Origin of the sequence: Pseudanabaena sp. Chao 1811 (assembly GCF_027942295.1) — a bacterium.
Lineage (GTDB): Bacteria > Cyanobacteriota > Cyanobacteriia > Pseudanabaenales > Pseudanabaenaceae > Pseudanabaena.
In genome coordinates, this window is the sequence record NZ_CP101416.1 from 2779334 (window position 1) to 2804697 (window position 25364).

At 43.6% G+C, this 25364-nt stretch carries 12 protein-coding genes and 1 pseudogene; 8 read left to right on the top strand and 5 right to left on the bottom strand.

All coding sequences use genetic code 11. From position 1 onward, the window contains the following. Positions 1 to 99 precede the first annotated feature (99 nt). A complete protein-coding gene (locus NMG48_RS12755; RefSeq protein ID WP_271251909.1) occupies positions 100 to 1575 on the top strand; it encodes a phosphoglucomutase/phosphomannomutase family protein in 1476 nt (491 codons plus the stop codon). A 31-nt stretch (positions 1576 to 1606) separates the two neighbouring features. On the opposite strand, the gene NMG48_RS12760 is transcribed toward NMG48_RS12755, so the two are convergent. Then, positions 1607 to 2443: a sigma-70 family RNA polymerase sigma factor gene (locus NMG48_RS12760; RefSeq protein ID WP_271251910.1), complete on the bottom strand. Its 837-nt coding sequence runs from the start codon at positions 2441 to 2443 to the stop codon at positions 1607 to 1609. Between the two features lie 254 nt (positions 2444 to 2697). On the opposite strand from NMG48_RS12760, the pseudogene NMG48_RS12765 reads away from it, so the two are divergent. The 3 genes and pseudogenes from NMG48_RS12765 (at position 2698) to NMG48_RS12775 (ending at position 13496) form a co-directional block, all read left to right on the top strand. Next, a pseudogene (locus NMG48_RS12765) lies at positions 2698 to 3740 on the top strand (IS630 family transposase). A 178-nt stretch (positions 3741 to 3918) separates the two neighbouring features. Continuing rightward, entirely contained in the window at positions 3919 to 9291 is a 5373-nt protein-coding gene (locus NMG48_RS12770) for a PAS domain-containing protein (RefSeq protein ID WP_271251911.1), read from the top strand. Positions 9292 to 9542: 251 nt separating this feature from the next. Then, on the top strand, positions 9543 to 13496 hold the full coding sequence (locus tag NMG48_RS12775) for a PAS domain S-box protein (RefSeq protein ID WP_271251912.1): 3954 nt from the start codon (positions 9543 to 9545) through the stop codon (positions 13494 to 13496). Positions 13497 to 13552: 56 nt separating this feature from the next. Here NMG48_RS12775 and NMG48_RS12780 read toward each other — a convergent pair whose 3' ends face one another. The 3 genes from NMG48_RS12780 to NMG48_RS12790 form a co-directional block, all read right to left on the bottom strand. After that, positions 13553 to 14749 carry a Coenzyme F420 hydrogenase/dehydrogenase, beta subunit C-terminal domain gene (locus tag NMG48_RS12780; RefSeq protein ID WP_271251913.1) on the bottom strand — a complete coding sequence of 399 codons (1197 nt, stop codon included), beginning with the start codon at positions 14747 to 14749 and terminating at the stop codon, positions 13553 to 13555. A 130-nt stretch (positions 14750 to 14879) separates the two neighbouring features. After that, positions 14880 to 15962: a hybrid sensor histidine kinase/response regulator gene (locus tag NMG48_RS12785; protein ID WP_271251914.1), complete on the bottom strand. Its 1083-nt coding sequence runs from the start codon at positions 15960 to 15962 to the stop codon at positions 14880 to 14882. Between the two features lie 113 nt (positions 15963 to 16075). After that, positions 16076 to 17179 (bottom strand): hybrid sensor histidine kinase/response regulator, encoded by a 1104-nt coding sequence (locus NMG48_RS12790; RefSeq protein ID WP_271251915.1) that lies wholly within the window; start codon positions 17177 to 17179, stop codon positions 16076 to 16078. A gap of 464 nt (positions 17180 to 17643) precedes the next feature. Between NMG48_RS12790 and NMG48_RS12795 the strand changes: the two genes are divergently transcribed. Together NMG48_RS12795 and NMG48_RS12800 are read left to right on the top strand one after the other, a co-directional pair. Beyond that, complete coding sequence (locus tag NMG48_RS12795; protein ID WP_271251916.1) at positions 17644 to 19227, top strand: Ppx/GppA phosphatase family protein; 1584 nt, start codon at positions 17644 to 17646, stop codon at positions 19225 to 19227. A 39-nt stretch (positions 19228 to 19266) separates the two neighbouring features. After that, the gene (locus tag NMG48_RS12800) at positions 19267 to 21273 is read left to right on the top strand and encodes a cation:proton antiporter (RefSeq protein WP_271251917.1); all 2007 of its coding nucleotides are present in this window, start codon (positions 19267 to 19269) and stop codon (positions 21271 to 21273) included. A gap of 1 nt (position 21274) precedes the next feature. On the opposite strand, the gene NMG48_RS12805 is transcribed toward NMG48_RS12800, so the two are convergent. Beyond that, on the bottom strand, positions 21275 to 22702 hold the full coding sequence (locus NMG48_RS12805) for a protein phosphatase 2C domain-containing protein (RefSeq protein ID WP_271251918.1): 1428 nt from the start codon (positions 22700 to 22702) through the stop codon (positions 21275 to 21277). On the opposite strand from NMG48_RS12805, the gene fbp reads away from it, so the two are divergent. Further along, positions 22701 to 23729, top strand: coding sequence for a class 1 fructose-bisphosphatase (gene fbp, locus NMG48_RS12810; protein WP_271251919.1), 1029 nt, complete (start codon positions 22701 to 22703; stop codon positions 23727 to 23729). The genes NMG48_RS12805 and fbp overlap by 2 nt on opposite strands. A gap of 113 nt (positions 23730 to 23842) precedes the next feature. Continuing rightward, positions 23843 to 25162 (top strand): 3-isopropylmalate dehydratase large subunit, encoded by a 1320-nt coding sequence (locus NMG48_RS12815; RefSeq protein ID WP_169361968.1) that lies wholly within the window; start codon positions 23843 to 23845, stop codon positions 25160 to 25162. Positions 25163 to 25364 lie beyond the last annotated feature (202 nt).

A 25364-nucleotide genomic window follows, 5' to 3' on the forward strand; every position in this document is an offset into this window, starting at 1 on the left:
ATTTTGGCAAGTTACAATTTTACTCTCTTTTTCCTCAAAACCTAGGTTCTTAATGGGAATTCACGATAAACTTTGGCTAGAAGAAATTTTTACAGGCTTATGCAAGGCAAATTCCCATTGTATCCACCCATACGCTTTGGCACTGACGGTTGGCGAGGTATCATTGCTGACGACTTTACCTTCGATCGCTTAGCGGCAGTTGCTCCGATCGCTGCCCATATTTTGCGCGAAACCTTTGGCGAATCAGGCAGCAATACGATCATTGTTGGGTTCGATCGCCGATTTATGTCCGATGCCTTTGCTAGACGGACTGCCGAAGTTGTAGCCGCCATTGGGTTTGATGTATTACTTGCCGATGATTTTGCACCTACACCTGCTTTTAGTTGGGCTGCCTTCGATCGCAAGGCTTTAGGAGCCTTGGTCATTACCGCTAGTCATAATCCTGCGAATTATTCAGGTTTAAAAATTAAAGGCGCATTTGGTGGCTCGGTATCACCAGACATCACGGCAAAGGTTGAAGCAATTCTAGAGCGGGGTGATTTTGTCTATGAAACTCCACAAAAGGGCAAAATCGAAACCTTTGACGCATGGAAAAGTTATTGTGATGCTTTGCGTGGCAAGGTCAATATCGAGTTGATTCAAGAGGCGATATCGTTGGGAAAGTTGACCATCTTTGCAGACGTAATGCATGGAGCCGCCGCAGGTGGTTTAGCAAAAATTTTAGGATTGTCAGCCGCTCAATCTAATTTGGTGGAGCTAAATGGCGATCGCGATCCCCTCTTTGGTGGTGGCGCACCTGAACCGCTACCGCGCTACATTTCTGAGCTGTTTCGTCAAGTCAAAACCTATCATCATGAGCATCCTGAAAAAACTTTAGTGGGTTTTGTTTTTGATGGTGATGCCGATCGCATTGCTGCGACTGACAGCGAAGGCAATTTCTTGAGTTCGCAAATTCTGATTCCGATTTTATTGGAGCATCTTGCCAAGCATCGTGGGTTTAAGGGTGAATTGATTAAAACCATCAGTGGCTCTGATTTGATGCCTAAAGTGGCGGCTCTCTTTAATTTACCCGTTTACGAAACTCCCGTTGGTTATAAATATATTGCTGAGCGAATGCTTTCGGGAATTCCCTGTCTATTAGGTGGTGAAGAGTCTGGTGGTGTGGGCTATGGCAATCACATTCCTGAGCGAGATGCTTTGCTTTCGGCACTGTATGTGTTGGAGGCGATCGCTACATCTAACAAGGATCTAAGCGTTCTCTATAGTGACTTGCAAAAGCAAACTAATTTCTTTTCCCATTACGATCGCATTGATAAAAAGCTTTCAGGGATGGCAGCTCGTGAGAAGCTAGTAGCTACCCTTCAGCAGTTCTCTTTAACGGAAATTGCAGGACGAAAAGTAGTCGATGCTCAAGCCCCCGATGGCTTTAAGTTCCGTTTGGCTGATGGTAGTTGGTTATTGGTGCGCTTTAGTGGTACTGAGCCTTTGTTGCGTCTCTATTGCGAGGCAGAAACTCCTGAACTTGTGCATAAAACCCTCAATTGGATTTCCAATTGGGCAGAGCAGTTTAACTAAAAGAGAAGGGGCGCAAAGCGCCCCTTCTCTTTTAGCAAGCTTCTGCTTCTAATACACAACGTAGAGTTGATAAACCTTTTTTGAGTTGACGGGAAATCGTCACGGCACTGACCCCCAGCATTTTGGCGACATCCCTTTGAGGCATGTCTTCGATAAATACAAATTCGACAATCTCTCTAGTACGTTGCTCTAGAAGGGAGAGCGCTTGGTGTAAACGGAACTTCTCATCCTGTTGTGATTGCAGATTGCTCTTAGGATCGGCAACGAGATCACCAATGGAAGCGGCATCTTCTTCTTCGGAACGGATGGGAGCATCAAGACTTAAAGGAGCGCGATTTTGACAGGCTAGTTTTGCTTCTTGCCATTCACTGAGGTTGACTCCTAGGGCATTAGCAACTTCCTGTGCAGAGGGTTCTCTTTGTAGGGTATTGCGTAACTTTTGCATCACACGGACTGATTGTTGTTGCAAATCCATCCAACGGCGAGGAATGCGAACGGCTGAACTTTTATCGCGGAGATAATGTTGAATTTCGCCACGAATGTAGCGGACGGCGAAGGAACTAAAGGCATAACCGCGATTGAGTTCAAAGCGATCGACTGCACCGATGAGACCTAAGGCTCCCACTTGTAATAAATCGTCATATAGCTCTGAGTGACGATCTGCCCAGAAATGGACTTCTTTTTTGACGAGCCCGATATTTAAACGCACGATGCGATCGCGTAGGTATGCTGATGGTGCTTTGCGATATTGCTTGAGTAGTTCGAGGGTTGTAGTTTTGTCTGCCGCCGAAAACTCACGTACCTTATGAGTGGTGATGCTTGACTGAGTGGGAATGTCGGATTCGATGGTGAGTGTTGCGGTAGTCATAGTTTTGCCCTGAACTAATCAAGCTTTTTAATATAAGTCATGAATAACTTTTTTATTTCGATGTACTTAGATTAGGGGCTTAAGGAGTGAGCGTCACCTTTCAGACTGTTAGGGATTTGTTAAATTTCTAAATACCTAACACCTAACAGGTTGTTAGGTGTTAGGTTGAAAGGACGATCAAATATACTTAGACAGGATGTAGACTTTATTTTTTGAAAGGGTAAAAATGGAAAAAACAGTAGCTTTTCTCCAAGATGATCCGAATAACATTTAGCAAAGAAGAAATGGATGCCCTACATCACGAAAGATTCCATCACCCGCATCCGCGAGTACAGCGAAAAATGGAAGCACTATACCTAAAAAGCCAGAAATACGCGCACAAGGAAATCACGAAACTACTAAGAATCACTGAACCGACATTGTTGAGTTATTTACGAGATTATAAAGAAGGTGGGATAACCAAACTCAAAGAACTGACCTTTAATCGTCCCCAGAGTGAACTCAAACAGCATCAGGAAAGTTTAGAGATATATTTTCGAGAACATCCACCCAAAACTCTGGCTCATGCAGCAGCAACAATTGCCGAGTTGACAGGAATTGTTCGTAGTCGAGAACAGGTGCGTCATTTTTTGAAATCGATGGGAATGAGTTGTCGTCGAGTGGGGCTAATACCTGCTAAGGCTGACCCAGCAGCACAAGAGGAATTTCTAAAAAAAAACTAGAACCACGCTTAGAGGAAGCTAAATCTGGTCAAAGAGCCGTTTTCTTTGTCGATGCGGCACATTTTGTCCTCGGTGCTTATTTAGGCTTTTTGTGGTGTTTTGAACGCTTGTTTGTCAAAACTGGGACAGGAAGGCAAAGGTTTAATGTCCTGGGTGCGCTTAATGCTGTTACTCATGAACTAGTTATCGTGACTAATGACACTTATATCAATGCTCAATCCATCTGTGACTTACTTTATAAACTTGCGGCTCTGGGCTTGACTATACCCATTACTCTTGTCTTGGACAATGCTCGTTACCAAAAGTGTGCTTTAGTTTTTGAGTTGGCTCAGTCATTAAACATCGAACTTCTATATTTGACTACTTACTCCCCAAACTTGAACTTGATTGAGCGCCTTTGGAAATTTGTCAAAAAGCAATGTCTCTACTCGGTCTATTATCCTGATTTTTCTTCTTTCAAATTCGCTATTTCTTCTTGCCTTTCACAATCCCACACTACTCATAAAACAGCTTTGGATTCTTTATTGACTTTACGCTTTCAGTCTTTTAAAAATGTTAAGTCTATTCCCTGTTAAGGTATATGCTGAGGATATTAATTTTTATGTTCACTTAGCTTTCTTTATTGCGATGTTGTTTAGATGTCTTGGGGCAATAAGTTTGATCATATTAGGGAATACTATTCGCTTTGTTAAGATTTAACGGATTGCTCTGGTTTCAACTTAAAGTTAGTTTCCAATTTATAAGCTTCTAGTTATGGATAATCTACGCCCTAAAACGCAAACTTCGCCTTTGCAGTCAGGGAACTTTGGTGAGGTAAAGAATGAGATTAAGATCTTAATTGTGGAAGACTTGGAAAGCGATCGCTTCAGTTACAAGCGCTATCTCACATCCGATCCAGAGCAGAAATATCAGATTGCTGAAGCAGAAACCTTAGAGGAAGGATTGGAACTGTGGCGATCGCAGCAACCCGATGTCGTACTGCTCGATATCAATCTGCCCGATGGTGATGGTTTAGAGTTTTTAGAAGAGATTAGTACGGGGCAATTCATCAATAAACTGCCTGTGATCATGCTGACGGGACAGGGAGATGAACGGATTGCCGTGCGGGCGATGAAGTTGGGGGCAGCCGACTATTTAGTGAAATCAGATGTGACTGCGGTTTCGCTCCTCACCTGTATCAATCAGGTGCAAGAAAATAATTTACTCTTTCGTCAACTGCGGCGATCGCAACAGCAACAAGCAGTAATTGCCTCAATGGCGCTACATATCCGTAGATCGGTTTCATTTGAGGATGTTGCTAATACGATCGTCCAAGAAATACGCGGCTTTTTAGCTGCTGATCGGACGATTATTTACCGATTTCATCCTGATATGAGTGGGTCAATTGTGGCTGAGGCAGTTCTTCCCGAATGGGAAACATGCTTGAATAGTCAAATTGAGGATACTTGCTTTCAGGAAAATCTTGGTGGGGAATACCAAAATGGCAAAATCTTTGCGGCGAATGACATTTACGAAGCTAACCTCACAGAGTGTCATATCCAACTTCTCGAAAGATTTCAGATCAAGGCAAATCTGGTAGTGCCGATTCTCCTGAATGGTACAAATGCTCTATGGGGATTGCTGATCGTTCATCAATGTTCATCTCCACGCCAATGGCATGAAGAAGATATTCAGCTATTGCATCAGCTATCTGTGCATTTAGCGATTTCCCTACAACAAGCTGAACTCTATCAAAATCTAGAAAGCCTGAATTCGTCTCTGGAGGCAAAAGTACAGGAACGCACTGAAGAAATACAACTGCAAGCGCAAATGCTTGAGCAGATTCATGATGCTGTAATTTCTACAACCCCAGATGGCACGATCTTAACTTGGAACACTGGGGCTGAGCGACTCTATGAATACAAGTCTAATGAGGCGATCGGGCAGAATGTTAGTATGCTTTACCTGAATGAAGATGTGCCTATCATTCAATCCACAGTCTTTGTTCCTGTAATAGAAAACGGAAACCATGAAGTTGAGCTACGGAATCGGACAAAATCAGGAAATATAATTGATATAAGCTTACGTCTTTCTTTGGTTAGGGATGCGCTAGGAAATCCCATTCGCTTGATTGGGTGCTCTAACGATATTAGCGATCGCAAACAAGCCGAAATAGACCTCAAAGAAAGCGAACAGAGCTATGTTAGTCTCATGGCAGCGTCTCCAGTAGGAATCTTCCGCGCCGATCCGATGGGATATTGCACATACATCAATGATCGCTGGAGTTTCATTGCAGGAATTACAATAGAATCTGCTATGGGAGATGGATGGCGACAAGGTATCCACCCCGAAGATCGGCAATTAGTCTCTGATGAGTGGGATCAATCAGTACAGGAAGAGCGAACTTTCACCCTTGAGTATCGCTTTCAGCGTCCCGATGGAGTAGTAACTTGGGTCTATGGGCAATCAGTTGCTAAACGTAACGATGATGGGATTGTCACAGGCTATGTCGGGACGATTACAGATATTAGCGATCACAAACGCGCCGAACAAGAACTACAGAACCTCAATCAAGAACTAGAAGTCAGAGTGGAGCAACGGACTGCTTTATTAAAAGAAAGCGAACAGCGTTTTGTAACTTTAGCTGAGGCGGCTCCCGTCGGCATTTTTCAGGCAGATGAAATGGGTCAAACTATTTATGCCAATCCTGCTTGGGGACATATGACGGGGCGCGAACCCGAAGCAGCTTTAGGAAGTGGTTGGCTCGAAACGATCCATCCCGAAGATCGCGAACGAATTCTGAGAGAAGCGAGCGAGGGAATGAGTCAAAATAGCAGTTTCCAAACGGAGGCGAGATGCCTCAAACCCGATGGCACGATTACTTGGTTTTACTGTCAGGTCAATCCCAAATTAGACTCTAACAATAATGTTTTGGGCTACATTGGTACTTTAACCAATATTAGCGATCGCAAATTAGCTGAAGCAGAACTTCAAAAGCTATCTAATCGCCTTGAATTAGCACTCAGATCTGCGGCGATCGGTTGTTGGGAGTGGGATCTCGTTAATAACATCAAAGTTTGGGATGCACGAATGTATGAGATCTATGGTTTATCAGAACAAGATGTTAATTCTGTTGACTATGAGCGATGGGCAAACATTCTCCATCCAGATGACTACTTACCCACCACGACTCTACTCCAGCAAGCCATCTTAGGAGAAGCTGAGTATGATACCGAATTTCGGATTATACATTCCGATGGGACTGTTCACTTTATCAAAGCCTATGGTGTGTTAGTCAGAGACGAACAGAGCAATCCCAAAGCTATGATTGGGATTAACTTTGATATTAGCGATCGCAAGAAATTTGAAGAAACTTTGCGAGAGAGTGAAGAAATAAAAAGACGGATTCTCGAAAGCAGTAGCGACTGTATTAAATTGCTTGATCTTGATGGACGACTCCTATATATCAATGATGGAGGACTCGACATTCTGGAAATTGATGACTTTTCAGCTTTTCATAATGTCGATTGGTGCGGTTTGTGGCCAGAAGCATCGCATTCAGACATAGTAGCAGCCGTCAATATTGCCAAGTCAGGGCAAACAGGTAAATTCCAAGGTTTTTGTCCTACGGCAAAAGGGAATCCTAAATGGTGGGATGTTGTAGTTACTCCCATCCGCGATGGAAATGGACAAGTAGTACAACTGCTATCGGTTTCGCGAGATATTACTGAACGCAAGCGAGCAGAACAGGAAATTTTGGAAAATCATCAATTGATTCAACAAATTGCCGACTCATCGCCCAATGTCCTCTACCTATATGACCTCCAAGAACAACGGAATACCTATGCTAATCGCGAGATTTTGGCGACGCTAGGTTACTCGGCGAGTACGATCCAAGAAATGGGTATGTCTTGGTTGCCTACTGTAATTCACCCAGATGATCTCCTGCCAACCGTAGAACACTTTGAGAGATTGAAACAGGCTCATGATGGCGAAATCTTTTCCCATGAGTATCGACTTCGACACGCAAATGGCGAATGGCGCTATTTCTTCAGTCGCGATTTAATCTTCAGTCGCGATGTACAGGGGCAAGTCAAGCTCATTATTGGCACTGCCCAAGACATTACCGATCGCAAAAATGCCGAAGCCGCCTTAAGAGCTAGCGATCAACGTTGGCAATTTGCCTTAGAAAGCGCTGGCGATGGCATTTGGGACTGGAATATTCAAAACAATGAGGTCTTCTTCTCGCAGCAATGGAAAGCGATGCTGGGATATACAGACGATGAATTTGAGAATAGATTTGAGTCATGGGAAAATCTCGTTCATCCTGACGATATCGCCAAATGCTACGAGGATATTACCAAATGCCTCAATCGTGAAGTTCTCCTCTATGAAAACGAACATCGACTACGTTGCAAAGATGGAAGCTATAAATGGATTTTGGCTCGCGGCAAAGTGTTTGAGATGGATACCAATGGTCAAGCCTTGCGAGTGATGGGTACACATACCGATCTGAGCGATCGCAAACGTGTTGCCTTAGAACTGCAACAACTAACAGAAAGACTCACCCTAGCACTAAAATCTGGGGCGATCGGCAGTTGGGATTGGAATATTAATGACAACAGATTGTATTGGGATGATCGGATGTATGAGATCTATGGCATCACTAACGAGTCTGACGTAGAGATGACCTATGAAACATGGATTAATACATTGCACCCTGAGGATGTTCATATTATCGAAGATATCATCCAGCAAGCCGCTTCAGGTATATCCGACTTTGAAACTGAGTTTCGGATTGTGCTCCCAGATGGAATAATTCGCTACATTAAAGACTATGGAGTAGTGATCAGAGATAATCTTGGCAATGCCCAAAGCATGATTGGGGTTAATTTTGATATTAGCGATCGCAAACAAGCCGAAGCCCAACTCCAACAAATTAACAACGAATTACTTCGCGCCACCAAACTCAAGGATGAATTTCTTGCCAATATGAGCCATGAACTGCGGACACCACTTAATGCGATTTTAGGTATGTCCGAAGCTCTCATAGATCAAGTTCTTGGTTCGATCAATGAACGGCAACAAAAAGCGCTCGGCAATATCGAAAGAAGTGGACGACATTTATTAGATCTGATTAATGACATTCTCGATCTCTCGAAAATCGCGTCAGGCAAAATGGTACTGAATCGCACCTCTACTTCCATCACCAATCTATGCAGTGCTAGTGAAGTTTTTGTCCGTCAACAAGCATTTCAAAAGAATATTCAAATCATCAGCAATATCCCACCCAATCTCAGAGATCTGAATGTAGATGAACGGCGCATCAAACAGGTACTGATCAATCTCCTCACCAATGCCGTGAAATTCACGCCGAATGATGGGCAGATCACCTTCTCTGTTGCCGTTGGCTATGGCAATACATGGCTAGGCGAAGCGCAAATTCCTAACCAAATCCGAGATGAAAATGCGCCAATGATCCTATTTCAAGTCACAGATACGGGCATTGGCATTGCTGCCGAGGATTTATCCCGCCTCTTCCAACCCTTTGTGCAGGTGGACAGCAACCTCAATCGTCAATACGAAGGCACTGGCTTAGGACTAGCGATGGTCAAGCAGATTGCCGAACTGCATGGTGGACAGGTTACGGTCGCGAGTCGGCTTGGACAAGGAAGCTGCTTTACGGTTGCCCTACCCTACGAAATATCAGATATATCCATCATGCAATCAACAGCCGAATCAACCACTGCTACTGTGATGGCATCTTTAGAAAATGCGATCGCCCCACTCATTTTGCTTGCCGAAGACAATGAAGCTAATATTTCCAACTTTACGATCTACCTTACGGCACTCAATTACCGCTTGATTGCGGCAAAAAATGGACAGGAAGCGATCGCCCTTGCGAAATCTGAAAAACCCGATATTATCCTCATGGATATTCAAATGCCGATCATGGACGGACTAGAGGCGAGTCGCTTAATTCGTGCTGATGCCGAGATTGCCAATATCCCGATTATTGCCTTGACTGCTCTAGCTATGGAAGGCGATCGCGAAAGATGTTTAGAGGCAGGAGTGAATGAATATATCAGTAAACCTGTTAGGCTAAAACAACTGGCTCTAAAAATTGCCGAATTATTGGGTGATTAAGAGCGTGTTTGAGAAGTATCCTATTTAGCATAAGTTTCCGCTTTTACCCCCCTTAATCCCCCCTTACAAGGGGGGAAACTTAAATTCTCCCCTTATAAGGGGGAAACTCAAATTCCCCTTGCAAGAGGGGAAACTCAAATTCTCCCTTGCAAGGGGGAGTTAGAGGGGGTTAAAACTTCTTAAACACGCTCTAGTTTTAGATTGTTGCTGTTTACCATTGACTATATGAGATTTCACTCAACTGACTAGCTATGTCGTACGCTCACCTTAGTTCTACCAACAATCCTTTGCCGTCAACGATCGCTGTCTTGATCGTTGATGACTCGGAGAGCGATCGCGGTAGTTTTGGGCGCTATCTCCAATCAGATAGAGATAGCAGCTATAACTTCCTCGAAGCAGAAACCCTAGAAGAGGGACTGGAACTATGGCGATCGCAGAAACCTGATATTGCCCTCATCGATCTGAATTTACCCGATGGCGATGGATTGGAATTTCTAGAAGCAATTAATGAAGTTTCTAGGAGTGAGCGTATTCCTGTGATCATGTTGACGGGGCAAGGGGATGAGAAAAAAGCCGTACAGTCAATGAAGTTAGGAGCATCGGATTACTTAGTTAAGGGAGATGTCTCCGCGAAATTGCTATCTAGTACTGTAAATCGAGTACTACGCGAAACTGCGCTCAATCGCCAACTATGGCGATCGCAACAACAGCAAACAGTAATCGCCGAAATAGCACTACGGATTCGCGAATCTCTAGACTTAGTCGAAATCTCGAATGCGATCGTTAAAGAAGTACGTCAATTTATCAACGCTGATCGCGCCGCTATTTATCAATTCAAACCCGACATGAGTGGCGCGATCGTTGCCGAAGATATCATTGCTCCTTGGCAGCCCTGCTTAAATATCCAAATTGAAGATACCTGCTTTCGCGACAATCTAGGCGGTGCATATCGCGATGGCAAGTTCTTTGTTGCTAATGATATCTATCAGGCAAATTTGACCGATTGCCATGTGCAACTGCTCGAAAGATTTCAAGTACGCGCCAATCTCGTTGTCCCAATCCTATTACCAAACGCCGAACAGAGTATTTTATGGGGTTTGCTGATAGTGCATCAATGTTCGACGGCACGTATATGGCAAGATTCCGATATTCTGTTGCTTCAGCAGTTATCAGTACAGCTAGCGATCGGCATTCAGCAAGCACTGACCTACCAACAAGTCCAAACTGAGTTGGCAGAACGCAAACGCGCCGAAGCTTTACTCTTGATTAAGCAAGCAGAAATCGAAGAACGCAATGTTCTCCTAGAAAAAACAAGTGCCGACTTGGAATGCACGATCGAGGAACTGAGGGTCAGTGCTGAAGATCTGATCTATCAGCAACGCCAACTAGAATACGAACAGCTCCGTTATCAAAATTTATTTAACTTCGCTCCTGATGGTTATCTAGTAACAGATTCCGTCGGCAAGATTGTAGAAGCAAATCAAGTTATCTTAGATCTGCTAGGAGTCACCCGTGAGTATATCGTAGAAAACTTTTTGGCGAGCTTTGTTGTTGCTCACGACCGAGAAATTTTCTTTAACCGCCTTAGTTATCTGTTATCCCATGATAATTCCGTCGAAACTTGGGAAATTACCTTAACCACTTATCAGAAAGAGTCTTTCCCTGCGGAAATCATCCTCACCAAAAATATCAATCCTGCAACCAAGCAAATCCAACTGTTATGGATTATTCGCAATATCAGCGATCGCAAACGCGCCGAGCAAGAACTGCTAGAACTCAATCAATCCCTAGAAGCAAAAGTCATAGAACGTACCCAAGAACTATGGCAAGTCAATAAACTGCAACGCGCTATTCTCGATGGTACGGACTACGCGATTATCTCCACTGACCTCAATGGCATCATTCAAACTTTTAACACTGGTGCGGAAAAAATGTTGGGCTACAGTATGGGCGAAGTGGTTGGCAAGGTGACACCCGAAATTTTCTACGATCCCCAAGAGCTTCTTGCCAGAACTAAAGATTTGCCAATAGAGTCGGGACAGGTGGTTCAGGGCTTTGGAGCATTAATACCTCTGGCGCTTCAAGGCGGGTTTAGTGAAGAATGGACGAGTATCCGCAAAGATGGTTCTCACTTTCCCGCAGAGATATCAGTGACAGCGCTTAAGGATGACAATGATCAACCTATTGGCTTTTTGAGTATCAGAAAAGATATTAGCGATCGCAAAAAGAACGAACTGATACTGCAAAAACAAGCCTTAGTATTTGAGAATATCTCCGATGGCGTAATCATAACCGATGTCAATGGAATTATTATCGATTGGAATCAGGGAGCCGAAAAGTTATATGGTTATAGCAAAGCGGAAATAATAGGACAGTCTGTAGCAATTCTGCATGATCAGGAAGATGGCATAAAAATAGCTCGTGAGGTAATTGAGCAGACCATTGAAAACGGGGCTTGGTATGGAGAGTTGCAGATTATTCGTAAAGATGGTGTTCCTAGAATCACGGAAACTTCAACGGTACTATTACAGGACGAGATTGGACAGATCATTGCTTTGATTGGGACAAATCACGATATTAGCGATCGCAAGCAAGCAGAGATCGCTCTGCGGAACTATGCCCACGAAGTGGAAGATCTCTACAATAATGCACCCTGTGGCTATCATTCCCTAGATATAGATGGTCGATTTGTTCAAATCAACGATACAGAACTGCGATGGCTGGGATATACACGTAAAGAGGTGATTGGTAGATTATTTACTGATTTTATGACTGAATCTAGCCAGCAGATCTTCTCCCAGAGCTATCCTCAATTTATACAGAGGGGGTGGGTCAAAGACGTGGAATTTGATTTAATTCGCAAAGATGGTAGTGCTTTTCCTGTTTTGTTAAGTGCAACAGCGGTTAAGGATGCGGAGGGGAACTATCTGTATAGTCGCTCTATGCTATTTGACATTCGCGATCGCAAACAGTACGAAGCGCAACTACTACAAGCCAATAAAGAACTTCTTCGCGCCACCAAGCTCAAGGATGAGTTTCTCGCCAACATGAGCCACGAACTCCGCACACCGCTAAATTCGATCTTAGGACTATCAGAATCTCTTAAAGAACAGATTTTTGGTTCACTAAACGAAAAGCAATTAAAGGCGATCCGTACAGTGGAGTCAAGCGGAGAACACCTGCTATCGTTAATTAACGACATTCTCGATCTGTCAAAAATCTCATCAGGCATGATGAAGCTAGAACTTGCTCCATCTTCAGTCCGCTCTCTGTGTGATGCCAGTCTGGTTTTTGTCAGGCAACAAGCATTCCAAAAGAACATAACACTCAGCAGTAATATTCCGCCGAATATCCGAGATATCCATGTCGAAGAGCGTCGGATCAAGCAGGTATTAATTAATCTCCTTACTAATGCCGTCAAATTTACTCCCAGTCAAGGGGAAGTCAGTCTGCTTGTATCTGTCGGTAGTGGCGATACATGGCGAGGAAAGGCAATTATTTCCCCGCAATTAAAACTTCAAAATGCACCCATGATTGTCTTTCAGGTAGTGGATACTGGTATTGGTATTACCGCCAACAATTTGGCACAACTCTTTCAACCCTTTGTGCAGATAGATAGCAGCCTCAATCGTCAATACGAAGGCACTGGACTAGGACTCGCTCTAGTCAAGCAAATTGTGGAGTTACATGGTGGTCAAGTGATGGTTGAGAGTGAAATCGGTAAAGGCAGTGTCTTCACAGTTGCTTTGCCCTATGAGATTTCTCAGCCGATTGCGACCGAAGCTACCCCCACTTCCCCAAATGTAGAATTCCTAGAAGTTAACCCTGACGAAGCCCCGCTCATTTTGCTTGCCGAAGACAATGAAGCTAATATCGCCAACTTTACGATTTATCTCACTGCGCTCAATTACCGCTTGATTGTGGCGAAAAATGGACAGGAAGCGATCGCCCTTGCCAAATCTGAAAAGCCCGATATTATCCTCATGGATATTCAAATGCCGATCATGGACGGGCTAGAGACAACTCGCTTAATTCGTGCTGATCAGGAGATTGCAAATATTCCGATCATTGCGTTGACTGCCCTCGCCATGCAAGGCGATCGCGAAAGATGTCTAGCAGCAGGAGCTAACAACTATCTATCCAAACCAGTCAAGCTTCGACAACTTAAACTCTTAATTCAGCAAGTTTTAAATTCCGTAAAATAAAGAACTAATTTTTGGTGTTGCGGCGCAGCCGCAACACCAAAAATCGGTTTACAAAATTACACTTTTGGTAACTGGTACTGAGCAATGATCCGTTTAGCAAATTCGGGGACATGTGCTTCTAGCTTCTTGGGATAGTTGCGGCGCACATAGAGGTAGTTACGGACAAAGTGGGAATCGATAGAAAAACGCCCATATTCCAAACCTTTCGGCCCAATCTTATTCACCACAAAGCTAATGATCCAAGCGAACCAAATTGGCAAAGTTACCGCCTGATCGTATGCCGAGATACCTTGTTGCACAGCCGCACGGCGATCGCCATTAGAGATCACAGGCTGAGTCTGCAATTGATCCTTGATTAGCTCCAGCATCTCTTTGCCCGTCTCGTTACGCACCACGATCCATTGCCAGCCAAAGGTTGCGCCCATATAGCCCACAACGATGTCAGCAAGGGCATTGGTGTAGTCAAAGCAGGTCATGCAGGATGGCGCAAATACATCCTTGAGTTCCTTAGTATTTAACCCAAAAAATGGCACTAACTCCGTCGAACCGTCGGAATGCTTGAAATGCACATTAAAGTCCTGCATGAATTCATAATGCACTACGGTTTCAGGCGATCGGCTAGTGGTATCGAGAAATTTCTGTAACCCTTCTCGCGTGACGTTATCGGTGCAGGGTGTCCCTAATACATAGAGCTTTTCTAAGCCCAGTTCTTTCTCAACAGTTCTTAGGGCTTGGATTTGGCAGCCGACACCGATCGCTAAAAGCCTCTTGATCCCCGACTGCTCGATCTGCTCTAGCACCGAGAGATTGGGCGAAAGCGTCGGTTTATTGACTCGCGCCGCCAAAATTTCTTCACGGGTACGGGCAATGACAGGCTGGGGCTTAAAGCGATCGCTAGCACTAGACTGCACACAGACCACGCCTTCGACTAGCCCTTTTTCGAGCATCTCGATCGCTAAAGTAGACACAATGCCTGTCCATTGCGCCCCTTCGATCGGTTCAGTCTTGCGGGCGGCGATCATTTCTTGATGCACACCGAAATAAAGCTCTTTTTCGTTATCGAGATCACGCGATCGCCCGTGGGATTGTGTCTCTAGTTCATCAATATGCTGAGTGATAAACGCGCAAGCCTCTTTGACGTAATGAATGTAATAGGTATCACAGAGACCACATTCACTGCATAGTTCTTTGGCAGGGCGACGCTGGACATCTGCGAGACCCTTTGCCTTGCGATGGGATGGGACAACCGACATTTTGCTATTTCTGACTATATGGATCTAAGGTAGATCATATCAGTCAAGAGATTGGAGTCGCATCTTATAGCGCTTTTCAAGCAAACGAGGTTGTGTCACCGCCTTCGGCGGTGACACAACCCTAGATATATTAAAGAGGTATGGTGATAGAGATACTTGTGCCTAAATTTTCTTGACTTTGAATGTCGATGTTACCCCCGTAAAACTCCACTAAAGTTTTCGCCAAAATCAGACCGAGCCCTATTCCCTGTTGCTCGTAAAAGCGACGTTCAAACTGGATATATGCGCCAATATTGGCAATATGTTCTTTATTCATCCCCCGTCCATGATCTTGAATCTTCAAAATCAAGTCTGTATTGCTGATATGACTACTGATGCAAACCTTAGTGCCTTTGCAGGAGTATTTGAAAGAATTATCGATGAGTTCTTCGGCTATTTTAACTAAATCCTCACAGGAAATTGCTAAATCAGCCTCTGCAATATTCAGTTCTAGGTCATCTGTACGTTCATATTCCCTTGCTTTGCGATCGCTAATACTACTGATCACAACAAAGCTATTGCAGGGATAGGTAGGAGTGCATTTTTGTAAGCCTTGCGATCGCAATAGTAATAGCTTGCTATAGAGCAAATAGTTTTGGATGAGACGATAGAGTCGCTCTGCCGAACGATGAATGCCGTTAGCATACTCATAAATTTCGCTAGGCGTAAATTCTTCACTTTGCATCATCATTAGTTCAGATAATCCCAGAATCCCCGAAAGTGGAGTCTGCAATTCATGGGGCAAAGATAGAGTAATGCTGCTGCGCAAAGCATCCATTTTTTCTTCAATACGTTGTTCGATCGCTTTTTGCTTTCCTAAACGCACTGTAATCGCTGCAAGTAATTCATCTTTTGTACAGGGCTTTTCTAGATAATCATCAGCGCCTAGAGACATCCCCATCCGATTACTGCGCCGATCCATCATTGAAGTTAAAAACAAGAAAGGAACTGTACTTAGTTCCTTATCTTGGCGCACCTGTTCTAACACCTCATACCCGTTAAGTATTGGCATCATTACATCACAGAGAATCAAATCAGGTTGTCTGTGACTTGCTAAATACACGCCTTTTTCCCCATTTTCGGCAGTGATTACTTCAAATCCTTCTACTAAGAGCAGATCTTCAAGAGAATCTCGAATTAAGTCTTCATCTTCGATGACTAATATTCGTGTCATAGATTTTATATATTCTTTGTATCTATGTTACCCAGAGAGGCGTGTTCTTCGTACAACCATACACAACTTTAAATCCTCACGATTTAATTGGGATAGGACGATGAAAGTACGCCTCACCCAAAATCGAGATAACGGTTCAGCAAAATAGTGAATACTGACCCCTTGGGATGATTATTTGCTACAGAAATTTCTCCTTGGTGGGCTTCGATGGTCATTTTGCAGAAAGAAAGTCCCAAGCCAATTTGTGATACCCCTGTCACGATATTGCCTACCTCATATTTCTCAAAAATTACTTGTTTTTGCTCTGGGCTAATCCCAATACCACTATCAATTACTTGAAATTTAACTAAGTCTTGGCGATCGGGATTTTTGGGTAAACATTCTATTTTAAGAATAATAGAACTTTGCTGAGGAGAAAACTTAACGGCATTGTCAATTAAATTATCAATAACACGACGAATTAGGTTTTTGTCACCAGAAATATAGACTGGTTCTGTCGGAAATTCTCCTAAAACTTGGATGTGTTTATTGGATGTTAGGGGTTCAATATCGTCAATAGCAGATTTTGCCATTGCAACTAGATCGATTTTGGTGAGATTGAGGACGAGTTTCTTGGCTTCGATTCTACCGATTGTCAAAATATCGTCGATGAGTAGACGCATTTGCTCAATGGTTTTGCCAATCTGGTCGATCCTTTTTTTGGCGCGATCGGACATGTCTACAGCTCTAAGTGAGTCACAGCCGAGCATGATCCCAATTAAAGGATTACGCAGATCATGGACGATGGTTTGCATCATTTCCTCACGCAAACGCATGGTGTCTTGGATGCGATCGTATTGAGACTTGATTCGCAACATCGATCGCACACGGGCGCGGAGTTCGGTACTGTTTATTGGCTTGCTGACAAAATCATCGGCTCCAGCATCTAGACAACGGGCGAGATCTTCCTTATCCGATAGAGCTGTCACAATAATGATCGGAATATGATGCCATTGGGGGTCATTTTTTAAATGTTGACATACTTCAATACCATCCATGTCTGGCATCATGACATCTAATAAAATGATGTCAGGTTTAATTTCTCCTAGATCTGCGATCGCTGCTGCACCGTTATCTTTATAGTGAAGTTCAAAACCCTCTTTGAACAGCAAAATTTCAATTACATCAAAATTTGCTGGTTCATCATCTATAACTAAAACTACTTGTTGATTGCCCATATTGCTTACATTTAAGTTAGGGAGGTGAAGCGTCCCTAAACTTCTAGAGATTAACCGATGATTGCGGTTTCCCCATTGTCTACGATAACTTGAAAACGGCTAAATCTACATTTGATTTAATGAGTGATGTGTATATTATCTATGTCAATGAGTCAAAGGCAATATCAATATACTTACAGCAATATGTGACCAAAAGAATCAGAATATTTTAGTGAAGATCGCCACTTTTTAATACTCTTAACAAAAGTATTACTTCTAGTTTGGTAATGCTAAATAGGTAAGGAAGGGCGGCGCGAAGCGCCGCCCTTCCTTACCTCAATATTTTTTAGTACAAATTGCTGTAATTTTTAGAAGGGAGAATACAGTAGATAAAGTAGCTCCCTAACTTCTAGAAATTAGTTGACTGCTTTTATTCTTACAGATTTTCATTTACCATGACTTGAGATATTTCGCGGAAACAGATCATGACCTTAGATGTCAAAACTCTAGCAGCGATCGATGTGGGTACAAATTCCATTCACATGGTAATTGTGCAGATTAAGACTTCGATTCCTAGTTTCAGTGTGATTGAGTCAGAAAAAGCAACTGTCAGACTAGGAGAACGTTGCGCTCAAACGGGAAATTTGACTGAAGATGCGATGAAGCGATCGCTAGAAGCTTTAAAGCGATGTCAAGAAATATGTCGTACTCAAAAAGTAGAAGAAATCGTGGCTGTGGCAACTAGTGCTACGCGGGAGGCTCCTAATGGGCTGGAATTTATTCGCCGCATTCACGAAGAATTAGGTTTGCATATTGAGGTTATCTCAGGACAGGAGGAAGCCCGCCGCATTTACTTGGGAGTGATCTCAGCGATGGAACTCAAGGATGAGCCACATCTGCTGATAGATATAGGGGGTGGCTCTACGGAAATGATTTTGGGAGATGGCAGAGATCCAGCCTATCTCAGTAGTACGAAGATTGGGGCAGTTCGTTTAACAGATTTATTTATTACTACCGATCCTGTTTCTCAAACGGAATACGATCGCCTGTTGGGGTATGTGCTTGGTTCGATTGAGCGCCCGACTGATGATGTGCGATCGCTACTAATTAGTCAGAACATTAAGTCGCTAAAAGCGATCGGGACATCGGGAACTATTGAAACCCTCGCGATTTTGCATTCTAAAGAAAAAACTGGTTTAGTTCCCAATCCTTTGCAAGGGTATGAGATTCCTTTTGCCGATTTAGAAAATATTGTCTGGCGTTTACGGCGAGCCACTTTAGATGAACGCACAGCAATGGTGCGTCAAAAGAGAGCCGAAATTATTTTGGCAGGAGCCTTAATTCTCTTAGAAACTATGCGTTTATTAGGAATTCCCAAAATCACGCTCTGCCAAAGTGCTTTACGCGAAGGTTTAGTTGTCGATTGGATGATTCGGCATGGCTATATCGAGGATGGCTGGCGCTATCAAAGTTCGGTACGCGATCGCAGTATTCTCAAACTTGCTGATAAATATAGCATTGATACTAGATATGCCAAACAAGTTGCTGACCATGCTCTCAGTCTCTTTGATCAAACTAAGGGAATCTTCCATGAATGGGGCGATGATGAGCGCCATTTACTCTGGGCGGCGGCGATGCTACATAACTCAGGGCATCACATTAGCCATGATGCTCACCACAAGCATTCCTATTATCTAATTCGTAATGGGGAGTTGTTGGGATATACCGAGTCCGAGATTGAGGCGATCTCTAATCTTGCTCGCTATCACCGCAAAAGTGAACCGAAGAAAAAACATGATAACTTTCAACGTTTAGGTAATGAGCGTCTGAAGTTATTTGTCCGTCAAGCCAGTACTTTTTTGCGTTTAGCCACAGCGTTAGATCGTCGCAAAATTGGAGCGATCGCCGAGATTCGGGTGGTTTGCAATCCGCGTACTCGTGCTTGCAACTTGCAACTCACTCCCCAACAAGCTAACGATCCCTGCACACTAGAACTTTGGAGCCTTGATTATAAAAAACAACCCTTTGAAGCACAGTTTAACGTTACGCTGTCAGTATCTTTAGAGTAGATGGGGGTTGGTGCTTTGCGCTAACCCTATAGTCAGGTTATGGAAGGGTCTCTCTCTTTAATCATAATTATTGCGATCGTGGCAGGGATTGCTGCTCGTGTCATTGCGAACTTCTTTCGTGTGCCGAGTATTGTGTTCCTACTGCTATTTGGTGTGGCTTTGGGGGGCAATGGGTTAAACCTAGTCCACCCAAGACTCTTAGGAGATGGTTTAGAAGCGATCGTATCTATTTCCGTTGCCCTAATTCTCTTTGATGGGGGGTTAAATCTCAAACTGCAAGAACTGGGTAAAGTTTCTGCGAGTTTACGCAATTTGATTACTATTGGTACGCTGATTACTCTAATTGGAGGTGGCATCGCTGCCTATTGGTTAAGTGAATTCCCTTGGACGATCGCTTTTTTATATGCTGCTCTGGTGGTCGTAACTGGGCCCACAGTCATTAATCCGATTGTCGAAGAGGTGGGACTAGATCGCCGCCTTGCCACGATTCTAGAAGGAGAGGGAGTACTAATTGATGCGATCGGCTCAGTATTAGCGGTTGTAGTTTTGGATGTAGCTTTAAACCCTGCGGCAGGAGCCTTTGAAGTCGTAAGTGATCTTGGTTTGCGCTTAGGTGTGGGCGGTTTGCTTGGGGCGATCGCGGGATGGCTATTAGGCAAGTTTTTGCAATGGGCGACATTTCTGGCGGAAGATACGAAAAGTGCAGTAGTGGTTGCCGCAGTGTTAGGACTCTTTGGCATTGCCCAAGAAATTCAAAGCGAATCGGGCTTAACTGCCGTGGTAGTGATGGGGATTATCCTCCGTGCTTCCGAGATTCCCAATAGTCGAGACCTACTCAAATTCAAAAGTCAACTAGTGGCTTTGATTGTCTCCGTTCTTTTCATTCTGCTATCTGCCAATCTTTCCATTCCTAGTATCTTCGCTCTGGGGTGGGGCGGGGTACAGACAGTGCTATTTATGATGTTTATTGTCCGCCCGATCAATGTCGTTGTCAGCACATGGAATAGCAGCTTCACATGGCGACAAAAAGCTTTTTTATCATGGTGTGCGCCAAGGGGAATTGTGGCAGCTTCCGTTGCCTCACTCTTCTCGATATTATTAACGGAACGGGGAGTCAATGGTGGTGAATCAATTAAGGCGCTAGTTTTCCTCACCATCGCCATGACTGTGTTTTTGCAAGGTCTATCGGCGAAGCTAGTGGCGAAACTGTTAGGGTTGAATCAAGGTGATATCTCTGGCTTAGTGATCGTGGGCAGTAATCCTATTGGTATTCTCGTAGCACGGCTCTTTCAAGCTAATGGGCAGAGGGTGGCTTTGATTGATACTAATGCTGAACTTTGTAAACAAGCTGCCGAATATGGTATTCCCGCCTTTGTCAGTAATGGGCTGGATGCGAAATCCTTAGCTGAAGCAGGACTAGACTCGGTGGGAACCTTTGTGGCGCTAACGATTAATACCGATGTGAATATTGTGATTGCTCAACTAGCAATTAAAGAATTTAATCCCCCGAAAGTATTGGCAATTTATGTCAAGGAGACTGAAAGCGATCGCAATGGAAAAAATGAAGTGCAGCAAGCCTTTAGCTTCCGTGTTCCTATTAAAACTTGGAATCAATATATTCTACAACGGGAAGTCAGGGTGGGAGAATTTCTTCTTACTGCCGAAGAATTGGAAGAGCAATTAAATCGCTTTAATACGTTATTTAATGCAGGAATATTATTGCCACTGTTATTTGAGCGCAAAGGTCAATTACAAATTGTAGCGGCGGATATGACTTGGGAAAAAGGCGATCGCATTGTCTATTTGCTATATACCCCCAAGACCTTACCACCTGCGGAGTTTGCTGTACTGCCACCCAATACCCTTGATATCACACCAGTGGTTCTCTCTGATTTGGATATTGCCCAAAAGACTAGTGACTCTAATTCCTCTAGTTCACAAAATTCTAGAAGCAATGCTAAAAACAATGGCAAAAATGGTGAAAACTCCTCTAATCCCGATTATTTCTTAAAAATGGCAAAGGATATTCTCAATGGGCGATCTTAGCCTAGTTTGGTGAATTCGTCAGGTCGCATAAAATCAGAACCGCAGTCAAATTGTCATATCCATTGACATTATTTCCTAATTCAATGAGATTGTCTAAGCCAGTTACGAGATCAAGATCTTTGTTTAAAATTGGTAATAAATGAGTTTGCCAGTTCTCTTCGATCACATCGTTATCACATAGACCATCGGAACATAGTAAAAAGAGAGTTGGCTCGGTTAAGGTGAAGAATTGAATCGAAGGCTCTAGGCGATCGCTAGGATTTGGACCTAATGCTTGAGTTAATTGATGACTGTCAGGTCTGGCTATTGTCGATTCTCGATCCATGCCCAGATCAAGTAATTGATTGAGAACATCATGATCGCGAGTGATTTGTGCTAATTTTGCTGAACTAGCGGCTGCACTAACTTCTAATGAATTTTGGATATCTTTAGTGGAAATTTGAGCATCATTAGGACTATTTGTAACCTTATAAATTCGGCTATCACCAACATGGGCAATCACAACATCAAGATCATGAATCGCCAACATGACGAGAGTTGTTCCCATTCTCCCTAGAGATTGTCTGTTTTCTTCTTCATTTCGATCAAAGATAGCTTGATTGGCATTGCCGATAATTTCATTAAGTTTCTTCTCCCCTGGTAAAGTGTCTACCCAAAATGGCAGAAACTGCTCAGTAATGGATTTAACTGCGATCGCACTAGCCTCTGCTCCTCCCTCATGTCCACCCATACCATCACACAACACAAATAATCCGCGCTGACTGCGATCGCTAATCTGACTTTTGCCATGACTGCTACGAGTTTGAAAAATCGTTACGAAATCATCCTCATTGCGATTTCTCTGTCTACCAACATCAGTTTTCCCCGCATAGACGATATCTTGTAAATGTACTTGGGATAATTGTACTTGGGGAAATTCGAGTTGCTCAGTTTCCGAGGATAAATCTAAACTTGCATCAGGCAACGCTTCCAAATCCATAGATGCAGGCTGTTCTGGGGTGGCGATCTTTGGAAACATGATCGGTATGGTAACTGCGATCGCATTATCGACATCTTCCTGAGCTTCCGCAGACGCATCTCCTTGCGCTTCATTTTCATTGGGATTCTCTAGCATCTCGGATGGCTGGTGAGCCTCACTGTCCATGCTATTATCGCCAACCTCGCCATCTTGATTATGTGCAGTATGTTCTAAATAGATGGGTTTAGTTACTGCGGATTCCACAGCTAGGGATGGTGCGATCGCACCATCCTCTGACGGATGATTAACAATTTCAGTAACAATTTTAGAACCGCAAAATTGACAGAATTGATAATCATCAGGGTTTACGCTGTTGCAACTAGGACAGATGCTCATAATTATGTCTAGGTTTACCCAATATGAGAAATTAGCTTCATAATAGGGGTGAAGAATTAAGGTAATCGCACCCATGACTGATTCTACCAGACTCAACCATGCTCAAGAGATCACCCTCGGACGGGACTTTATGACTCTTTCACAGCATGTCCTCTCCCAATTTGGGACATTTTCTCCTGATGCGTATGATCTGAGTGCATTAATGGGGCGGATTGGTTTAGCAGGTAAAACGATTGCCCGCCATCTCAGTCGAGCGGGCTTACTCGAAAATGTCCTTGGGGTTACAGGCGAAGTTAACGTCCAAGGCGAAGCGGTCAAAAAAATGGATCACTACGCTAATCGAGTGTTTCTACGTGCGTTTGAACAAAGCGGCTTAGTTTGTCGCCTTGCCTCTGAGGAAATGGAGAAGCCCTATTACATTCCTGAAAACTGTCCCATTGGTCGCTATACCTTGCTTTACGATCCCATTGATGGTTCTAGTAATATCGATGTCAATTTAGCGATCGGTTCGATCTTTTCGATTCGTCAACAGGAAGGGAATGATGAATCGGGAGAAGCTCTAGATTTATTACAGTCAGGACGCAAGCAGATTGGTGCTGGATATATTCTTTATGGTACTAGCACGATGCTAGTTTACTCCCTTGGCATAGGCGTTCATGCTTTTACTCTTGATCCTAGTATTGGAGAATTTATTCTGTCTCAAGAGAATATTCACATTCCTCCAACGGGTTCCACTTACAGTGTTAATGAAGGGAATTTTTGGCAATGGGAAGCGCCAATGCGTGAATATGTCAAGTATATTCATCGTCAAGAGGGATATTCTGCTCGTTACTCAGGGGCGCTAGTGGCAGATATCCATCGAATTCTCTTTCAGGGTGGTGTATTTCTCTACCCCGGTACAGTCGGTCATCCCGATGGAAAGTTACGCTTACTCTATGAGTCTGCGCCTTTAGCATTTTTAGTGGAGCAAGCAGGCGGCAGAGCGACTACGGGCAATCAAGATATTCTTGATGTGATTCCCAAACAATTACATAGTCGAACGCCATTGATTATTGGTAGTTCAGAAAATGTAAAATTAGTAGAGTCATTTTTAAATAAGTAAGTTAAATAAGTAGGGCTAAACTTACAAAATTTCTAATCTCAGACTATAATTTTAACTAATATTTAGATTGACAAACAAGTAGGAATCAGCATCTACGCAAGGACATCACAATTATGGGAATGACACTCACCGAAAAGATTTTGGCAAAAGCTTCGGGAAAAAGCTACGTTAGTCCAGGCGAAAATATTTGGGTGAATGCTGACCTGCTGATGACCCATGATGTCTGTGGTCCCGGCACAATTGGCATCTTTAAAAAGGAATTTGGTAGTGATGCAAAGGTTTGGGACAGAGAAAAAATTGTTTTAATTCCTGATCACTATATTTTCACCAAGGATGCAAGGGCAAATCGCAACGTTGATATTTTGCGAGATTTTGCCAAAGAACAGGACATTAAATACTTCTACGACATCACCGATCTTTCCAACTTTAAAGCTAACCCTGATTACAAAGGTGTGTGCCATGTTGCCCTAGCTCAAGAAGGTCACACCAGACCCGGAGAAGTTCTATTCGGTACTGATTCCCATACCTGCAATGCGGGAGCCTTTGGGCAGTTTGCTACGGGTATTGGTAATACTGACGCTGCCTTTGTGATGGGTACTGGCAAATTGCTGATCAAAGTACCTGCATCAATGAAGTTTGTCTTTGATGGCGAAATGCCTCCTTACCTTTTGGCAAAAGACTTGATCTTGCATGTCATCGGTGATATCAGCGTTAGTGGGGCAAACTATCGCGCTTTGGAAATTAGCGGTGAGGCAATTTCTAAACTGACGATGGAAGAGCGGATGACTCTTTGCAATATGGCGATCGAGGCGGGTGGTAAAAATGGTGTGATTGCGCCTGACCAAACTACCTTTGACTATGTGCGATCGCGTACCGATAAGCCCTTTGAATCGCTCTACGCTGACGCTGATGCCCCCTACTATTACGTCAAGCATTACGATGTATCTAAGCTAGAGCCTGTAGTTGCTAAGCCCCACTCTCCCGACAATCGTGCCCTTGTCCGTGAAGTCACAGATGTCAAAATCGATCGCGTTTACATCGGTTCTTGCACTGGTGGTAAAACTGAAGACTTCTACCATGCTGCCAAATTGCTGAAGGGGCAACAGGTCAAGGTTCCTACCTATCTTGTACCTGCGACGCAGAAGGTTTACAACGATCTATTCAGCATCAAGATTGATGGGTTAACCCTTTCTGAGATTTTCTTGCAAGCGGGTTGTATTGAGCCAGCATCACCTTCCTGTGCTGCTTGTTTGGGCGGACCACAAGATACCTTTGGACGGGTGAATGAAGCTGAGGTTTGTGTGTCTACCACTAACCGTAATTTCCCTGGACGGATGGGCAATAAGCAAGCGCAAATTTATCTTGCTTCACCCTATACGGCGGCGGCCTCTGCCTTAACAGGTCATATTACCGATCCTCGTGATTTTCTGTAGTGTTTTCTAGTCTAAGTTTGCTTTATTTCTGAAGGTGAAGAAGCAAACTTAGACCACACTTGATTGAAAAATGCTAAGTAGCTCGGCGTAATTAAAAAAACAGAACTAAAGCCTGTGGCGCACGCTGCGCGTGCGCCACAGGCTTTGAGGTTTTATATTTAGAAAACGTTATTATAGAAAAGGGGTTGTGCTTTGCATATCC

Bases quoted from the DNA above. Each gene is read 5' to 3' on its own strand.
- NMG48_RS12795 (WP_271251916.1), top strand. From the start codon at position 17,644: ATGACCTTAGATGTCAAAACTCTAGCAGCGATCGATGTGGGTACAAAT.
- NMG48_RS12775 (WP_271251912.1), top strand. From the start codon at position 9,543: ATGTCGTACGCTCACCTTAGTTCTACCAACAATCCTTTGCCGTCAACG.
- NMG48_RS12770 (WP_271251911.1), top strand. From the start codon at position 3,919: ATGGATAATCTACGCCCTAAAACGCAAACTTCGCCTTTGCAGTCAGGG.
- NMG48_RS12790 (WP_271251915.1), bottom strand. From the start codon at position 17,179: ATGGGCAATCAACAAGTAGTTTTAGTTATAGATGATGAACCAGCAAAT.
- fbp (WP_271251919.1), top strand. From the start codon at position 22,701: ATGACTGATTCTACCAGACTCAACCATGCTCAAGAGATCACCCTCGGA.
- NMG48_RS12805 (WP_271251918.1), bottom strand. From the start codon at position 22,702: ATGGGTGCGATTACCTTAATTCTTCACCCCTATTATGAAGCTAATTTC.
- NMG48_RS12760 (WP_271251910.1), bottom strand. From the start codon at position 2,443: ATGACTACCGCAACACTCACCATCGAATCCGACATTCCCACTCAGTCA.
- NMG48_RS12800 (WP_271251917.1), top strand. From the start codon at position 19,267: ATGGAAGGGTCTCTCTCTTTAATCATAATTATTGCGATCGTGGCAGGG.
- NMG48_RS12780 (WP_271251913.1), bottom strand. From the start codon at position 14,749: ATGTCGGTTGTCCCATCCCATCGCAAGGCAAAGGGTCTCGCAGATGTC.
- NMG48_RS12755 (WP_271251909.1), top strand. From the start codon at position 100: ATGCAAGGCAAATTCCCATTGTATCCACCCATACGCTTTGGCACTGAC.
- NMG48_RS12785 (WP_271251914.1), bottom strand. From the start codon at position 15,962: ATGACACGAATATTAGTCATCGAAGATGAAGACTTAATTCGAGATTCT.
- NMG48_RS12815 (WP_169361968.1), top strand. From the start codon at position 23,843: ATGGGAATGACACTCACCGAAAAGATTTTGGCAAAAGCTTCGGGAAAA.